This window comes from Pantoea sp. XY16, from assembly GCF_025153065.1.
In the GTDB taxonomy this organism is placed as follows: domain Bacteria; phylum Pseudomonadota; class Gammaproteobacteria; order Enterobacterales; family Enterobacteriaceae; genus Pantoea; species Pantoea alfalfae.
Genome location: NZ_JANZNP010000014.1, coordinates 83,560 through 99,303, shown reverse-complemented (window position 1 = coordinate 99,303; position 15,744 = coordinate 83,560). Strand labels below are relative to the sequence as shown.

General features: G+C 52.4%; 13 protein-coding genes. 8 read left to right on the top strand and 5 right to left on the bottom strand.

Going from position 1 to position 15,744, the window contains the following annotated elements; all coding sequences use genetic code 11:
- Positions 1 to 106 precede the first annotated feature (106 nt).
- From N1689_RS18645 to N1689_RS18635, 3 genes are all read left to right on the top strand, one after another.
- On the top strand, positions 107 to 2,434 hold the full coding sequence (locus N1689_RS18645; protein ID WP_161736675.1) for an FdhF/YdeP family oxidoreductase: 2,328 nt from the start codon (positions 107 to 109) through the stop codon (positions 2,432 to 2,434).
- Between the two features lie 219 nt (positions 2,435 to 2,653).
- Complete coding sequence (locus N1689_RS18640) at positions 2,654 to 3,769, top strand: metallophosphoesterase (protein WP_253418506.1); 1,116 nt, start codon at positions 2,654 to 2,656, stop codon at positions 3,767 to 3,769.
- A gap of 77 nt (positions 3,770 to 3,846) precedes the next feature.
- Entirely contained in the window at positions 3,847 to 4,647 is an 801-nt protein-coding gene (locus N1689_RS18635; RefSeq protein ID WP_161736677.1) for an MBL fold metallo-hydrolase, read from the top strand.
- 51 nt (positions 4,648 to 4,698) lie between these two features.
- On the opposite strand, the gene N1689_RS18630 is transcribed toward N1689_RS18635, so the two are convergent.
- A complete protein-coding gene (locus N1689_RS18630) occupies positions 4,699 to 6,624 on the bottom strand; it encodes a methyl-accepting chemotaxis protein (protein WP_161736678.1) in 1,926 nt (641 codons plus the stop codon).
- A gap of 614 nt (positions 6,625 to 7,238) precedes the next feature.
- The gene (locus N1689_RS18625) at positions 7,239 to 8,897 is read right to left on the bottom strand and encodes a methyl-accepting chemotaxis protein (protein WP_161736642.1); all 1,659 of its coding nucleotides are present in this window, start codon (positions 8,895 to 8,897) and stop codon (positions 7,239 to 7,241) included.
- Positions 8,898 to 9,517: 620 nt separating this feature from the next.
- Between N1689_RS18625 and N1689_RS18620 the strand changes: the two genes are divergently transcribed.
- A complete protein-coding gene (locus N1689_RS18620) occupies positions 9,518 to 9,847 on the top strand; it encodes a hypothetical protein (protein ID WP_260059729.1) in 330 nt (109 codons plus the stop codon).
- 80 nt (positions 9,848 to 9,927) lie between these two features.
- Here N1689_RS18620 and N1689_RS18615 read toward each other — a convergent pair whose 3' ends face one another.
- Complete coding sequence (locus N1689_RS18615) at positions 9,928 to 10,161, bottom strand: DNA polymerase V subunit (RefSeq protein ID WP_260059728.1); 234 nt, start codon at positions 10,159 to 10,161, stop codon at positions 9,928 to 9,930.
- 944 nt (positions 10,162 to 11,105) lie between these two features.
- On the opposite strand from N1689_RS18615, the gene N1689_RS18610 reads away from it, so the two are divergent.
- The 3 genes from N1689_RS18610 to N1689_RS18600 all read left to right on the top strand — a co-directional run bounded on the left by N1689_RS18610 (position 11,106) and on the right by N1689_RS18600 (position 13,667).
- On the top strand, positions 11,106 to 12,320 hold the full coding sequence (locus N1689_RS18610) for a diguanylate phosphodiesterase (RefSeq protein ID WP_161736645.1): 1,215 nt from the start codon (positions 11,106 to 11,108) through the stop codon (positions 12,318 to 12,320).
- A 172-nt stretch (positions 12,321 to 12,492) separates the two neighbouring features.
- A complete protein-coding gene (locus N1689_RS18605; protein WP_010256969.1) occupies positions 12,493 to 12,702 on the top strand; it encodes a CsbD family protein in 210 nt (69 codons plus the stop codon).
- A gap of 200 nt (positions 12,703 to 12,902) precedes the next feature.
- Positions 12,903 to 13,667, top strand: coding sequence for a MerR family transcriptional regulator (locus tag N1689_RS18600; protein ID WP_260059727.1), 765 nt, complete (start codon positions 12,903 to 12,905; stop codon positions 13,665 to 13,667).
- A gap of 73 nt (positions 13,668 to 13,740) precedes the next feature.
- On the opposite strand, the gene N1689_RS18595 is transcribed toward N1689_RS18600, so the two are convergent.
- Together N1689_RS18595 and N1689_RS18590 are read right to left on the bottom strand one after the other, a co-directional pair.
- Positions 13,741 to 14,229 carry an Hsp20 family protein gene (locus N1689_RS18595; RefSeq protein ID WP_222925687.1) on the bottom strand — a complete coding sequence of 163 codons (489 nt, stop codon included), beginning with the start codon at positions 14,227 to 14,229 and terminating at the stop codon, positions 13,741 to 13,743.
- A gap of 173 nt (positions 14,230 to 14,402) precedes the next feature.
- Positions 14,403 to 14,642 carry a transcriptional regulator gene (locus N1689_RS18590; RefSeq protein ID WP_161736648.1) on the bottom strand — a complete coding sequence of 80 codons (240 nt, stop codon included), beginning with the start codon at positions 14,640 to 14,642 and terminating at the stop codon, positions 14,403 to 14,405.
- Positions 14,643 to 15,013: 371 nt separating this feature from the next.
- Between N1689_RS18590 and N1689_RS18585 the strand changes: the two genes are divergently transcribed.
- Complete coding sequence (locus N1689_RS18585; protein ID WP_013356498.1) at positions 15,014 to 15,238, top strand: DUF3606 domain-containing protein; 225 nt, start codon at positions 15,014 to 15,016, stop codon at positions 15,236 to 15,238.
- Positions 15,239 to 15,744: the final 506 nt, after the last annotated feature.

The window sequence follows — 15,744 nt, the reverse complement described above, 5'->3', positions numbered from 1 at the left end:
AAACATTTTGAGAAAAAATTTTGATGAATAATAGCCACAATCCACATTGCTGTTCCTTTTTATGTACCAGGCTTAGCCGATAACAATAGAGACAATGTGGAGCATTATGAAAGAGCAAAATCGCACAAATGGCATCGCCCCTTATGGGGGTGCTGCCGGTGGTTGGGGCGCACTAAAGGCGGTTGCCGATGCTATCCGCGGCCAGATGTCAGTAAAGCAGGATGTGATTGCCCTGTTTAAAGTCAACCAGCCGCAGGGCTTTGACTGTCCGGGCTGTGCCTGGCCAGACCCGCAACACGCCTCATCTTTTGAATTCTGCGAAAACGGGGCGAAAGCCGTCTCGTGGGAAGCCACCAGCAAGCGCACCACGCCAGACTTTTTTGCTGCGCATACCGTGACTGAATTGTGGGAGCGCAGCGCACTGCATCTGGAGGGAGAAGGACGGCTGACCCATCCCATGAAGTACGATGCCACTACCGACACCTATCAGCCCATTGAGTGGGAAACGGCGTTCCAGGAGATTGGTGAGCATCTGCGCAGCTATGACGATCCCGATAGCGTGGAGTTCTATACGTCGGGCCGCGCCTCCAATGAAGCGGCGTTCCTGTGGCAGCTGTTCGCCCGCGAATATGGCACCAACAACTTCCCGGACTGTTCAAACATGTGCCACGAACCGACCAGCGTCGGGCTACCGGAGTCGATTGGCGTTGGTAAAGGTACGGTAGAGCTGGAGGATTTTGACCACTGCGATCTGGTGCTCTGTATCGGTCATAACCCTGGCACCAACCATCCGCGCATGCTCGGCACGCTGCGTGAAGTCTCTAAACGCGGGGCCACTATCGTGGCGATAAACCCACTGCGTGAGCGCGGGCTGGAACGCTTTACCTCGCCGCAAAGTCCGATTGAAATGCTGTCAATGAGCTCTACTGAGCTGGCGTCGACCTATTACAAAGTGCGGGTTGGCGGCGACGCGGCAATGCTCAAAGGCGTGATGAAGATCCTGCTCACTATGCACGAGGAGGCATTGAGCCAGGGCAAACCCGGCGTCATTGATGACGCATTTATCAGGGAGCACACAGAAGGTTTTGATGCCCTCAAGGCCGACCTGGAGAGCACCGACTGGGAGCATATCCTGAAAGTCTCTGGCATGGCGCGCGAGGAGATCCAGCATATCGCCCGGCTGTATGCCAGCGCCGAACGGACCATCATCTGTTATGGCATGGGGATTACCCAGCACCAGTATGGCACCCAGAACGTGCAGCAAATCGCCAACCTGCTGCTGATGCGCGGCAATATCGGTAAGCCGGGCGCAGGTATCTGTCCGTTACGTGGACACTCCAATGTGCAGGGCGACCGCACTGTAGGCATCACTGAGATTCCGCCGCAGTCGCTACTGGATGGTATTGAGAAGGTGTTTGGTTTCAGGCCGCCGCAAAAGCATGGTCACGGCGCGGTGGAGGCGATTAAGGCCATGCGCGATGGCAAAGCTAAAGCGCTGCTCTGTCTGGGGGGTAACCTGGCAGAAGCAATCTCCGATCCCCAGGTGACGTTCCCGGCCATGCGTAATTTAGATCTGGTCGTGCATATGGCCACCAAACTCAACCGCTCACACCTGTTACTCGGCAGGCACAACTATCTGCTGCCGGTGCTGGGCCGGACTGAGACCGATGTTCAGGCTACCGGCGCGCAGAGCGTAACCGTTGAAGATTCCATGTCGATGGTACATGCCTCGCGCGGTTCGCTGAACCCGGCTTCACCTCATCTTAAATCTGAACCCGCGCTGGTCGCCTCACTGGCTAAGGCAACCCTGCCAGACAGCGTGGTTGACTGGTCAGCCATGGTCGCCGATTACAGCCGCATCCGTGATGCCATTGAAGCGGTGTTCCCGGCGTTCGAAAACTTTAACGAGCGGATTAAGCATCCGGGAGGTTTCAGGCTCCATAACGCCGCATCAGAACGGGTCTGGCTCACGCCTTCCGGTCGTGCGCAGTTTAAAGTGATGCAGGGCATTAACGAAGATCCCCGCTCGCTGAAATGCCATGATCTGGTCCTCACCACCCTGCGCAGTCACGACCAGTACAACACCACGCTGTACGGACTAAATGACCGCTATCGGGGCGTGACAGGCCGCCGCGATGTGCTGTTTATCAATGCCGAAGAGGCAGAGAAACGAGGACTGCGGGTGGGTGACCGTGTCGATCTTATGGCACTGGATCCGGAGGGTAATCCCACCTCGCGTCAGATGAAAAACCTGACCATCGTGATTATTGATATGGCACCAGGTTCAGTCGGCGCTTACTACCCGGAAGCCAATGTGATGGTTCCGCTCGACAGCCACGATACGAAAAGCGGCATTCCCGCCTATAAAAGTATTCCGATCGCTATGACGCGGGTAACCGACGAGACGCACACCACCTCAGGTATGCTTCGCTAGTCTGACCTGCCAGACAGTGAATGTTGTCAGCGTGGCCAGTGTTCCGGTCACGCTGTTTTTAGATTTTCGGCCCTCAGCTTCTTTTATCACCGGTAAAGCACCCCGCGCGAAGTAACCCGAACGGCAGCATCGTATACACTGATGTGCGAAAAACAGTTCTATAAACGATTGTCTCATATTTGCCTGCGCTGACGTTTAGCGCCCTACCGGAAGACTGCCATGTTTCACCTGATTTTCAGCTTACCCAGCTGGTATGTTATTGCGCGCGTAATCATTCCCTTATCCCTGCCACTGGCCATCAAGGTCCTGCTCTCAGCACTGGTGCTGCTGGCCTCACAATATCTGCTGGTAAGCCGCTTTACGTCAGGCGGCATTTTCTCGGCAGAAATGCCCCGCATTATCATCATCCTGTTTAACTGGGCGTACAGCACCGTGCTGCTGCTGGCGCTGCTGCAGATGCTGATGGATGCAGTCATGCTGATCGCGCTGCTGTTGCGGCATCCGCTGGAGCTGGTGCCTGGTGTTCGCTATCTGGCTGCGGTGCTGGCGATGGTGCTGGCTGCTGTTGGAGTGCAGCAGGCGATTCGGGTGCCGCCGGTCAAAGAAGTGACGCTGGTCCTGCCCAATCTTCCGGCTGAGTTCGAGGGCTATCAGCTGCTGCAGCTGACCGACCTGCATATCACCCGGTTGTTTAATGCGGCCTGGACCGCCGCGATGGTTCAGCGAGCGATGTCTCTTAACGCCGATCTGATTGTGATAACGGGCGATGTGATCGATGGCAGCCTGGAACACAGGCGTCATGACGTCGCACCACTGCGCGCGCTGACCGCCCCTGACGGCGTATGGGCGATTACCGGGAACCACGAATATTTCTTCCATCAGGCAATCTGGACAGCACATCTTGCCTCACTAGGGCTGCAGCCGCTGCTCAACAGCCACACCGTTATTCAGCGCGGAACCGCAAAGCTGGTAATTGCCGGCCTGCCAGACGCCTCCGCACCCGGCAGAAATGCGACCGGCCCCGATCTGGCCCGCGCGCTGGCACAGGCACCTGAAAGCGCACCGGTGATCCTGCTGGATCATCAGCCGCGCAATGCCCGCCAGAACGCGGCGCAGGGCGTGGATGTGCAGCTTTCAGGACATACGCATGGCGGTCTGATTATCGGACTGGACCGGCTGTTTGCTAAACCCAATGCCGGATTTGTCTCCGGGCTTTATCACGTTGGCGGAATGCAGCTCTATGTGAATAACGGCACGGCACTCTGGCCCGGCATGGCGGTCAGGCTGGGCCGTCCATCGGAACTGACGCGGATTACTTTACGCCGCCAGCGGTGATCGTGTGACGAAACTGCGTCAGGAAAGTGCGGTTTTTGCAGGTGTGCATAAGCTTGAGTAAGACAAAGGAGATCACCATGACGATGTTATGTACCGCCTGCGGCACCGCTTATCCGCCCCAGTCTTCTCATCAGCATTGCAAAATCTGCGAGGATGAACGTCAGTACGTTCCTGCCACGGGTCAGGGCTGGATCGCGTTTGACGCGCTGCGCGCCAGCCACGCGAATAAGTGGACGGCCCACAGCGATGCGCTGTTAAGCCTTAAAACCGTGCCTGAATTTGCCATTAATCAGCGTGCCTTTCTGCTGCGTACGCCACACGGCAACGTGCTCTGGGACTGTATTGCTAACCTCGATGACGCCACTTTTACGCTGATCACGGCGCTGGGCGGCATTGATGCTATCGCGATTTCACATCCGCACTATTACACCACCATGCAGGAGTGGGCAGAGGCGTTTAACGCGCCCCTGCATCTGCACGCCCGCGATCGGCAATGGATTGTCCGGGATAGCCCGCATATCCGGTTCTGGGAGGGTGAATCCCTGGCGCTGATGCCATCGGTGACACTGTTACGGCTGGGCGGCCACTTTCCTGGTGGCAGCGTGCTGCACTGGGATGAAGGCGGAGGCGTAATGCTGGCGGGGGATATCATGCAGGTCACGCCGGGTGCGCATGGCGTGTCATTTATGTGGAGCTACCCGAATATGCTGCCACTGTCAGCCGCCACAGTAGGCGACATCCTGCATCGGCTTGATGACGTGACATTCGGGGAGCTTTATGGCGCGTTTGAAGGTCAGGATATTCGTGAGCAGGCGAAAGAGAAAGTGATTCGATCGGGAGAGACCTATCTGGCCTGTCTGCGGGATCATCAGGCGTAGCAGGCGTTGAGAGAAAACAGCCGCCCACAGGTGGCGGCTGCTTTAACACTATTATGCCGTCTGGAACACCGCAACCATAGTACGCAACTGGCCTGCGCGTGCGGCAAGCTCATCAGCAGAGGAGGCCGATTCTTCTACCAGCACGGCGTTCTGCTGCGTCACCTGATCCATCTGGTTCACTGCAATATTGACCTGAGAAATACCACTGCTCTGCTCCTCAGATGAAGAAGAGATATCACGCATCAGCTGAGAGGTCTGTTCAATAGCACTGACGCTCTGCTTCACTTTGTCGCCTGCGTTCTGCGCCATCGCAATCCCTTCCTGCGCATGACCGACCGACTGCTCAATCAGGCTCTTGATCTCTTTTGCTGCACTGGCGGAGCGTTGTGCCAGCGCACGCACTTCGGATGCGACAACCGCAAAACCTTTGCCCTGCTCGCCGGCGCGCGCCGCTTCAACCGCGGCGTTCAGTGCCAGAATATTGGTCTGGAAGGCAATGCTGTCGATCACAGAGGTGATCTCTTCAATCTGACCCGAACTGCCGCGGATTTTGTGCATGGTCTGCATCACGGAATCCATCGCCGCGCCGCTTAACAGTGCCGCCTGCGTCGCTGATTCTGCGCGATCAGAGGCAAAGCGGGTGTTATCCGCATTCTGCTGAATAATTGATGCCAGCTGTTCCATGCTGGCCGCTGTTTCAGCCAATGAAGCCGCCTGCTGTTCGGTGCGAGACGAAAGGTCGCCATTGCCACGGGCAATCTCTTCCGAAGAGTTAGCAATGGTGGCGGCGTTACCTTTGATATCCGAAACCAGCTGGGCAAGACGCTGCTGCATCCGCATTAACGCATTCAGCAGTTCAGCCATTTCATTACTACCGGAAATCGTCAGCTGTGCTGTCAGATCGCCTGCCGCGACGCGACTGGCCACTTCGACCGCTTCTTTGACCGGACGGGTCACCGAGCGGGTGATCATCACCGCCACCAAAATGGCCAGCAGAGCGACGGCCAGCAGACCTGCCAGCAGCAGATACTGCGCCTGACGCCTTTTATCAATCTGTACTTCCATCAGCTGTTGCAGGCGGATACTGGTTTGCTCGCCCAGCTCCGCATAGCGGTTAATCGCCTGAGTAAACACCCGTACATATTCAACCGGCGCCACACTGGCGTGCCCGCTCACAAATATACTATCAGCCAGTTGCAGTGCGCCTTGTGCCTGCTGATTCGCATCCTCTGCCAGACCGGAGAACGTGGTTTTCAGATCCGGCTCAATGAAGAATACCTTGTCCATATTTTTGCTGAACTGTGCCAGCGCGGTTCTGCCATTATCAAGCTGGAATGCCAGACGACTGCGATCGGCCTCAGAAATATTTCCACTGGCAATCAGCGACGTACCATTGGCTCGGATCTGACCCAGAGTTTCAGTCAGCAGCGGCAGGCGACTATAGATGCTGACGATCAGCTGGTAGGTATTTAAATCTGCATCCAGCGAAAGCTGATAAAAATCCAGCACATCCTGATTGGTGTCCAGTAAGACCTGAATCAGATGGGCGTGACGCGTCAGGCTGGTTGCCAGCGTGAGTTTGCCAGCGTTGATATCATCCTGCAGCTGACCCCACTCCTGATTAACCCGCTGCAGCGATTTCAGCGGTTGTGCCTGCTCGTCTTCCTTGCGCAGATCGTCAGCAATCGTTCCGGATAACGTATTGATTTGCGAGACCAGCGCCAGACGTGGTGCGTTATCAGGCTTGTTAAGGGAGATGGCGATAGCGCTCTCTGCACGATGACGCTGTAACAGGTTAAGGAGTTTCAGGACTTTTTTCTCAACCGGTATGCCAGATAGCTCTACATTCTTGGTATCGATAAGCTGATTACCTGTCTGAATAAACAGAAAGGTAGGTAAAATAAACAACACCAGTGCAAAGGTGCCCAGTAACAGGAATTTTGCTGGCAAATTAATCCGGTCGAGTATTTTTTTCATTCTTTTCCGCTCTGATGTGTGAGGCGTGCTGGTGAGTAGTGCACAAAATTGCTCGTGTAATATTATTTTTACCCTTTCTTTTGCATAGCCAGAGGCGCCTCATTCAGCACAATATTGCTATAAAGGAAGGAGTTTCGTATAAAATATCAGAAATGTATATCGCAACAGAAAGGAGTATAGATTGTGATACGTTACTTTACAGTGAATAAAATGACGATATTTACTGCAACATTCACCTAAGCCAAATCTATAAATAGCTATAAATATCAATAACATAAAATAACAATACACATACCTGCCTTTTTAGTCGTAAGCCTGACTTCAGCATCAACGTTATGAAAATAAAGAAACTCAAGTTAATGTTATTGTCGCCGATAACAGTCATCCGCACTGTATCGAATTAACTTTCATTATCCTATTAACCCTGGCGAGACCTTCCCCCATGAATATCGATATAGTCTCACCTCACTCGAAAGAGTTAATCCCAGCAGGTTATTTTAATAATGAAATCGATTTCATTAAAAGTTTATTTTGCTTAGCACTGTTTCATTTAGCTAATTAAGGATATAAAAAAGCCCCCACAGTATGGAGGCTATCATTTTACTGCTCAGCTATCAGAAACTTTCCCAGTTCGCCTGAGTCAGGTCGATAGTGTGGCGCTCAGGCTGCTTCGCCGGCAATCCCGGACGACGTACACCAGCGGGCTGTTGCGACGACGCCACACGCTGGTTACTCTCCAGCGTAAAGGTCGCCACCAGCCCTGACAGCGTCTCTGCCTGCTCCTGCAGGGATTTAGAGGCGGATGAAGCCTCTTCTACCAGCGAGGCGTTCTGTTGCGTCACCTCATCCATCTGGCCAATCGCCTGATGAACCTGCTCAATGCCCTTGCTCTGCTCAGACGTCGCCGCGGCAATTTCGTTGACCAGATCGGCTACCTGCTGAATCGCCTGACGGACATTTTCACTGTTTGATCCCACGCCGCTGGCCTGCTCTAAACCGTGTTCAACCTGTGAAACCGACGTTGAGATAAGGTCTTTGATTTCACGTGCGGCAGACGAGGAGCGCTGCGCCAGATTACGCACTTCAGACGCGACCACAGCAAAGCCGCGACCATGTTCACCTGCACGTGCTGCTTCGACTGCCGCATTCAGTGCCAGGATATTGGTCTGGAAGGCGATGCCTTCAATCAGCCCGGTGATTTCAGAAATTTTGGCGGAGCTGGCGCGGATTTCATCCATGGTGTTGAGCATCTGCTTCACTGACGTGCCATTCTGGATCGACATGTGATTGGCGTTATTCGCCAGGCTGCTGGCCTGATGCGCGCCTTCTGAGTTCTGACGAACCGTTTCGCTCAGGGTCGCCATGCTGGCTGCTGTCTGCTCAAGAGATGCCGCCTGCTCTTCAGTACGCGCGGAAAGATCTTCGTTACCTGCAGCAATTTGCGTGGATCCGGCACTGACCGACTGTGCGGCGTGACTGACCGAAAGCAGCGTGCCGGAAACGCGTGACAGCAACTGGTTAAACGCCATCGCCGTTTTGCCGATCTCATCTTTACGGCTGACTTCAGCGGTATGGGTCAGGTCAAGCGTATGGCTCACCTGCGTCATGGTGTTGACGATGCCTGACAGGCTCCTTTTAATGCCGAGGATCACTTTAGCGGAGAAACCGGCCAGCAGCAGAACAAGCAGCAGCGAACCGCCAGACATCATCCACAGCGTCTGTGTATAAATGCGCTTGTTCTCAACCCTGAGCTGTTCGCCAATATCAATATTCAGCTGAATCTGGCGGGTAAAATCTGCTTCCATTTTACGGGCTGCAGCACCTACTCCATTATCACTCTGCAGTAACGGAAGCGTAACAGCATCATTCTGAGCGCGTGACGCGGCAAGAAAAGCTGGCAATGCGCTGCGTACATCATCCAGATTTTTATAAGCCTGCTCGGTCATGGCTTTATCTTCATCGTTTGAGATGTCGTTAGCCATATAATAATCATTCAATGACTTAACCTGCTGAAGCAGATTTTCAATACGTTCCTCTGCCGCAGGAAATTTGGTCGCATCGGTAATGCTCTGGTATCGATAGAGAGCGATCCCTAACTGATTGGTGACACTAATCGATTTATTAAGGTCACGAATGCTGGGTATCGCGTTCATCTGTACATATTCAAAACGGGATTGAAAGCCCGAAATCACTGATAAGGAAATAATCACCAACGCAATCAGTGACATTGCAAGCAGTGAGAAAATCAATACCAGACGCTGCGTAATAGTCATAAACGTCCCCTGGAGAGAAAATAAGTGTGATCCTGGTTTGAACTGGATTATTTTTATCGGCTTTGGTCTGCGGGGCTTTAATCAATCGTGGAGGATATATTTTTTTATTTTTCCTTGCATCTGTAACAGAGTGAACTATCTCCCGACGTTCTCAGTTAATAATCCATTTCATCTTTCCCCTTTAACAACGTATCCCAACGTAAAGTTTTGCCAGCCTGCTTACACAATCCGATGGTCAGGATCAGGCTTCAGATGCTGTCCGTTGGAATCTGATGATTAGCCTGCTAATTCAACAGGATCGCTGACGATAATGGTTGTTGAGAGGCACGTTAACACCACGGGAGAGGGCTACAGATCCTGCAACATCAGTGTTGCGAATAGCAGGCGTTACCGGGGACGAAAATTCGAAGTGTGGGCGTGACATCAGATTAACTGATACGTGTAAACATGGCGGGATATACGCTGGGGGTACTACTCTGAGTTTTTAACCATTTGTGTCAGGGCCAGATTAAATCAGGGAATTCACTGGCGGAATGCTGATTCTGGTCTATGCTCACTGGCCCGACCAGGCTTAAGCCTGTCGCGCAGCAATAACGCTTACAATAAAAAAGGTAGTTCTCATGGATTTAGCCACATTTGAAACCAGAACCGGTCTTTGGCCACACATGCAGTTTACGGATGTTGAATATGAAGAGTGCAGTGCTGGCTTTGAAATCTACGCCATTGATGTCAGCCGCCAGACGAAGAGCAAGCTGTTTATCTGTCGCGTCGCAACTGAACAGCAGGCAGCGTCGCTGACGGCACAGTTCAAAGAGTGGCTGCCAAAGTTAAAGCTTAAAAAACGTAAAGTTGCGCTCAACCTGGCACGTATGGCCTGCGACAAGAGCTATCCTGCAAATCCTAACTTCCAGGATCGGCCGGATAGGCGTCGTCATTCGTCCAGGCTCTGAAGCTATTCAGTCAGCATCTGCCAGAGCAGAGTGGCTGAGATGCCTGCACTATCGTGTTATTTTCAGTTCTGCGGCGCGTATTAATCGTGCGCCGCAGGCATCTGAAACAGCCGGCACTCTCCAGGCTCAACAGAGATATCACTGAAGGTCGTGATATGCATCTCTATCCAGGTATTTGCGGCTCGCAGTGTATAAGGTGCGTTGCGCTGTTGCAGCTCCGCCACAAAATCCTGGGTGCTGACGGTAAACTGACCGGCATCATCCTGTCTAATCGCCTCTCTGAATGCATACCAAATCTCATCATCCTGTGACATCACATTGACTCCACAACGGCTTCTGTTTGAAATAATGCTGTATGCATGAACAGTATAATTAATCCGTCAGGCGGTCAAGTTTGCTCTCACATTGGTGCACGATGCCTGAATTATGGCCATTTGTAGCCGTAGCCGCAGGCAGATCAGGACTTTAATCCTAATCTTAGTAATCGTTTTCATACCTGATTAAATGATTGATCATACTCATTATTTTACATTGTAAGCATTTTAATTGTTTGATATCTAACTAAAAAAATAGTAACCGCAGCGGAAATAACAGCGGTTTTGCCCTATCTTTAAATGGCTCTGCAACGAAATCCACTTCTGTTTCAGAGTGATCTGACTCCTACCCTTGCCCCCTTCGAAAGGGGGCACTTTTTCCGATACCGCCGATGTCGAGACGGAGTAAATCTGCAGAACGGTAATGTTTACGCGTACCGGTTAAACCTGCAGAAGACGTCAAGACTGTGACTGGAAAAAGGAGAATTTGTAATCTGGTAATTTAATGGTTGCCCTGATGTTATCAAAAGCCTAAACCAGTTGATTGAATATCATGACAATTTTCTGACATATCAGAGAAACTGATTTTACCCGCTTAATAATTCCGCCAGTTCAGCATGGTAAGGAGAACGTAAAGCGCGCAATAATCAGGCACAAACCGAATGACCGGCGCCTCACCAGGGATGTCGTTGCGTGATAATAATATGCTATGTCCGCTCTTCGCCCCCGCTTTTGCGGGGGCTATTCTTTTATCTCTGCTTATTCGCCGGTTTATTATTGAAACACCATCGGACATGCGTACGCTTAATTCCTGATGTGCTGCCCTGCCCTATGCCCGGTTTGATGCCGCAAGCAGAACGATATATTGGCCGCAGTTATGCCCTTAACCCTCAATATTTCTGTGATATGGTTAATCAGTAACTTCCTGCCATATGAGGCTGCTTATGCTCTCCACCCTGATTTACCGTAGCCAGCTTGCGGGTTTGGTCTCGCCAGAGAAGCTCAAAGCGCTGGTGGAGCGCGCCAGTATCAAAAACGCTGAAGCTGAAGTCACCGGGATACTGCTCTATGACGGGCTGCACTTTTTTCAGGTGCTTGAAGGGAGCGTTGAGAACGTCCATACGGTTTTCCAGCGTATCAGCCAGGATGATCGGCATTTTAATCTGATTGAACTGATGCGAGATTACGCCCCTGCGCGTCGCTTTGGTCATGCCGGCATGGCCTTATTTGATTTACGTGACTATCAGAAACATACCGTCGTGGAAGCCCTGCTTAAACGGGTCACCCTGACTGATGAGCGAATCAGACATGACCGGGTAGTGAAGTTCCTGCGTTCTTTTGTCGAGGGTAGGGACAAAGAGACGTTTATCGGGATTGCCCCTGCCAGCGAGTGGACACTGACTACGCCCCTTGCCGTCAGTGCCCAGCCACCTCTGCAGCCTGCAGCGGATCAGCGCTGTGAATTCGCGCTTCAGCCTATCGTAGACGTAGCGAATCGCCGGATTGTCTCCTGCGAAGCCCTGATACGCGGTCTTCAGGGCGCATCCCCTGCAGACTACTTTTTACAGCTGCCGGAAGGCGAGCGTTACCAGGCGGATCTCCATTCCAAAACCTACGCGTTTCAGCTGGCCAGACATCTCGGCTTGCGGGAGCAGACCCTTTCCGTCAACCTGCTTCCCATGTCGCTGGTCGTGATCGACGATGCGGTTGACCATCTCATTCAGCAGATCAGGCAACAGGGATTGCGCCCTGAGCAGGTGGTGGTTGAGGTGACTGAAGATGAGGTCATCTCCCGCTTCGATGCCTTTCAGTTTGCTGTACGGCAGCTGAAAGCAGCCGGAATCAGCCTGGCCCTTGATGATTTTGGTGCCGGTTTCGCAGGCCTGTCGCTGCTGGCCGATTTCCAGCCCGACAAAGTTAAGATCGATCGCAAGCTCATTACCGATATTCACCGTAGCGGCCCGCGTCAGGCGATTGTGCTGGCCATCCTTAAATGCTGCCATGCGCTGGAAATCACGGTCATTGCGGAAGGCGTCGAGAAAATGGAAGAGTGGCTCTGGCTGGAAGGTGCCGGGGTCCGCTATTACCAGGGCTTTCTGTTTGCCCGCCCTGCCCTTAATGCCCTGCCTGCCGTGAGCTGGCCTGCACGACGTCCGTAATTTTACCGGCAAAATATTCCCCTGCCTGCGCTTTTGCTCATAGTTTGAAGCGGCTCACACCGCTTCGCTGCAAAAAGCAAAAGCTGTGCCATGCTTAATTCATCTGACAGCCTTCTGGCAAGACAGATATTCATCAGGTCCCTGGATAACAACCGGAATTGGGAGATTCACCATGAACGAAGATCGCATTGGCGGCAACTGGAAGCAGTTCAAAGGTAAGGTCAAGGAAAAATGGGGTGATCTTACGGATGATGATATGACCGTTGTAGAAGGGAAGCGCGATCAGCTGGTCGGTAAAATTCAGGAACGCTACGGCTACGAGAAAGACCGTGCCGAAAAAGAAGTGAAAGAGTGGGAAGATTCCAACAAGTACCACTGGTAAAGCGTTCTTCATCGCCGGGCGTCTCTGCGCCCGGCACCTGCCCATCAGCGCTCTTCTCCGTATGTGCGTTTACTCCACGCCATCTCCGCACCAGTCGCGGGCACAGATTATGGAAATGATTGTTTCTTTATTTATTTCTGGCGTGCATACTGCGGCCATCTTCCCCGATCGGGGGGCGTTACGCTTCACGGATATCAACTATGCCTCAGCACTCTACCGACACCGTATGTGGTCTCGTCGGTGTTCTTCCTGAAACTCTGCGTCGCTGGCGCCGTGCCGGGCTGCTCACACCGCCTGGCCCTGCTGGCTACTCAGATCAGCAGCTTACGCGCGCCCTCTGCGTTCGTGAAATGACATCAGGAGGCCATACGCTGTTTGATATCCATGCTGCCCTTAACTGTCCCAACGTCACGCTGCCTGGCGGCTGGGCCTGCCGGGAAGAGGATATGTTGCAACTGCTGGCGAACAATCCGGACGCAGATGTTGAACGTGAACTACAGATGATGAATACCGACTACTGTGGCGATGATTATGTTAACCGCTATCTGCGGCCGCTCAACCTCTGGCTGCGTTCTGACCTCAGTAAAGGAGCAGCCCAGCGTCAGCAGCGCTTTCATACTGCCGTAATCCGCCAGTGGGAGAGCCTGTCGCTGGCCGCACGGCGACGCAACACCATACCGCTGTTTCTTGAAGCGGTCAGCGTGACGGATGAAACCGAGATCTGGATGGAAGCGATACGGCTCAACGGACAGGGCTTTCGGGTTGAAGTCGCCGCGGCCACACGCGGTGTTCCCGCCGTGGCGCATCGCCGTTTTGAGCATCATCTGATGTGGTGTGGCGATGGTATCAGTGTATCGATGAAGGCGGCATTTCACTCCCGTCTTGAGGCGGGTGAGCCCATTATGCTGACCGGAACAAATACTGGCGTGCACTCATCCGTTTGCCCGATGTCTGCCAGCGCCTGACGCGGTTGATCTTCTGCCCTGCCGGCAGTTAAAAAAGGCGGAAACAGCCTGAGCCGCTTCCGCCCTGTTCACATTACTGATGTTCCAGCGTTCGTGGTCCGCCGATTGCAATCGGGATGCGGCGCGGTTTCTCGCTCTCCGGTATCTCCTGGATCAAATCAATGCTGAGTAAACCGTCCGCCAGACTGGCGCCGGTCACCTTCATGTGCTCCGGAATAGTAAAGCTCATCTGAAAATCATGCCGGGAAATGCCGCGATGGATCCAGCTGCTGTTCTCCTGCCGGGTCTCGCCAGACGATTCCTCTGATGCATCATTCCGGTGACCTGCTACGGAAAGCCGTCCGCCACGCAGTTCTATTTCCAGCTCATGCTCTTTCCAGCCGGGTACGCTGACGGTCAGCGCGTAACGGTTATCCTCAACCCGCTGCAGATCATAAGCGGGAACTGACGTCACCGGATTGTCGCCAGTCAGCTGGCTGAACAATTTATCGATACGGCTAAAACGGTCTGAAAAGACAGAATCAGCCAGCGAAGGGAAAACAGAAAACTGTTGCACTGACATGGTGATAATCTCCTGAACAGGTTCATCCAAAAGTTCATCTGACCGGTATCATATTTCCGATCACCGTTAAAATAGGGATCGGTTGTCAGCTTTCAAGTGGCTAAATAGAATTTTTTTACGTGACGGTACGGCCTGTTATCACAGAAACAAATTTAAGGATATTAACTGAGCCGTTACTTTTTGCTCTGAGGCGCAAGAACAAAATGGGGATGACAACCCGCCAGTAACAACAGTAGTTCATATTCGCCCTGGCTAAGTAGCGTCGGATTACCTGCAGCTTCTTTGGTTTGCCAGACTCTCAGGCTCAGGTCAAAACGCTCAGCGGCGCTCTGCTGTGAGAGGCCAGCGGCAAGACGAAGTTCACGCACATTACTCTGGACAACCACAGGCGGCTTGGGGGGACGATTAACCAAACAAAGACTCCTTAAACATGATAAAAACCGCTAAAGCACAGCGCTTCGCCAGCAATTAAAGCGAAGCGACCCGAAAGCGCTCAGAGCGAAAAGACCAGAGAATAATTGACTATTTTGCTTAAATGTCAAATTTCAGAATCAACAATTAAGCGAAATTTTTCTGTAAGCGAAACGGCATATTTCGTCCTGACAGCGCTTTTCCTATTTCCTTAGAATGCTTTATTTCTTCCGCCAGGAATTATCCTGTTATTTGACTTAAGGACCATTCAGGGATTAATCCGCTACCTCAATGCCCCTTTCTTCATCAGGATGGATGTTTAGCCTGAGGTCCCTGTTCAGGCTGCATCATTGAAACCAGAGGAGGATAATGAATGAAAAATCCCATCCAGCGTCGCTCACCCGACGATCTGTCGCATGTGGAAATTCGTGAACAGTGGCAAATCACCTACTGGACTCAGGAGCTGAGGACAACCCAGGAAAGACTGACACGCGCGATCCGTGAAAGCGGCGCACGAACCGAACAGGTTCGTGACTGGCTGGAACAGAACCCACCCCCACGTCGCCCGGCTCAATCTCTGAATGGCATCAAACGTTAAGCTGATTGCTGTCAGAAACGCTGTGTTAACGCCGGCATTACGGTGGATTGGCCTGCATCAGCCGGGAGCACGCTGACAGGTCACCTCTGCCGGTCTGGGTTCCTTCCCGGCTTTTACGTTGTGTTTGAAGAGGTTATCCCGCAGAGTAGCCTGTGCATAACGATCCTGCCTCCGTCATCTGGGCTGTTTCCCATGAAAACCGACTTAGAAATAATATTAACCATCCTGAATGCTTGTTGATTTTCTGCCCGTAAATGAAGCTTAAACGTGCTGAAGTGGCTGGCTGAAAATATAAAAGGTAAATAATCAGACACCGCTTCGATTAAATTTTCGAATCGTTAATATTCCCTTTATGCGTTAAAGAAAATATTAAGAGACACCCGCCGCATACTCCCTTATTATCAGGCTGACAATAAAAAATACGCTATATTTCCTGCCGCCCGAATCAGATTTCGCTCCGGACAGTTTTCTTTTTTCGCTCCGTAATCAGCCGGTGCGGAGGTTAC

Coding starts and splice junctions, on each gene's coding strand:
- N1689_RS18645 (WP_161736675.1), top strand. CDS start 107: ATGAAAGAGCAAAATCGCACAAATGGCATCGCCCCTTATGGGGGTGCT.
- N1689_RS18640 (WP_253418506.1), top strand. CDS start 2,654: ATGTTTCACCTGATTTTCAGCTTACCCAGCTGGTATGTTATTGCGCGC.
- N1689_RS18635 (WP_161736677.1), top strand. CDS start 3,847: ATGACGATGTTATGTACCGCCTGCGGCACCGCTTATCCGCCCCAGTCT.
- N1689_RS18630 (WP_161736678.1), bottom strand. CDS start 6,624: ATGAAAAAAATACTCGACCGGATTAATTTGCCAGCAAAATTCCTGTTA.
- N1689_RS18625 (WP_161736642.1), bottom strand. CDS start 8,897: ATGACTATTACGCAGCGTCTGGTATTGATTTTCTCACTGCTTGCAATG.
- N1689_RS18620 (WP_260059729.1), top strand. CDS start 9,518: ATGGATTTAGCCACATTTGAAACCAGAACCGGTCTTTGGCCACACATG.
- N1689_RS18615 (WP_260059728.1), bottom strand. CDS start 10,161: ATGTCACAGGATGATGAGATTTGGTATGCATTCAGAGAGGCGATTAGA.
- N1689_RS18610 (WP_161736645.1), top strand. CDS start 11,106: ATGCTCTCCACCCTGATTTACCGTAGCCAGCTTGCGGGTTTGGTCTCG.
- N1689_RS18605 (WP_010256969.1), top strand. CDS start 12,493: ATGAACGAAGATCGCATTGGCGGCAACTGGAAGCAGTTCAAAGGTAAG.
- N1689_RS18600 (WP_260059727.1), top strand. CDS start 12,903: ATGCCTCAGCACTCTACCGACACCGTATGTGGTCTCGTCGGTGTTCTT.
- N1689_RS18595 (WP_222925687.1), bottom strand. CDS start 14,229: ATGTCAGTGCAACAGTTTTCTGTTTTCCCTTCGCTGGCTGATTCTGTC.
- N1689_RS18585 (WP_013356498.1), top strand. CDS start 15,014: ATGAAAAATCCCATCCAGCGTCGCTCACCCGACGATCTGTCGCATGTG.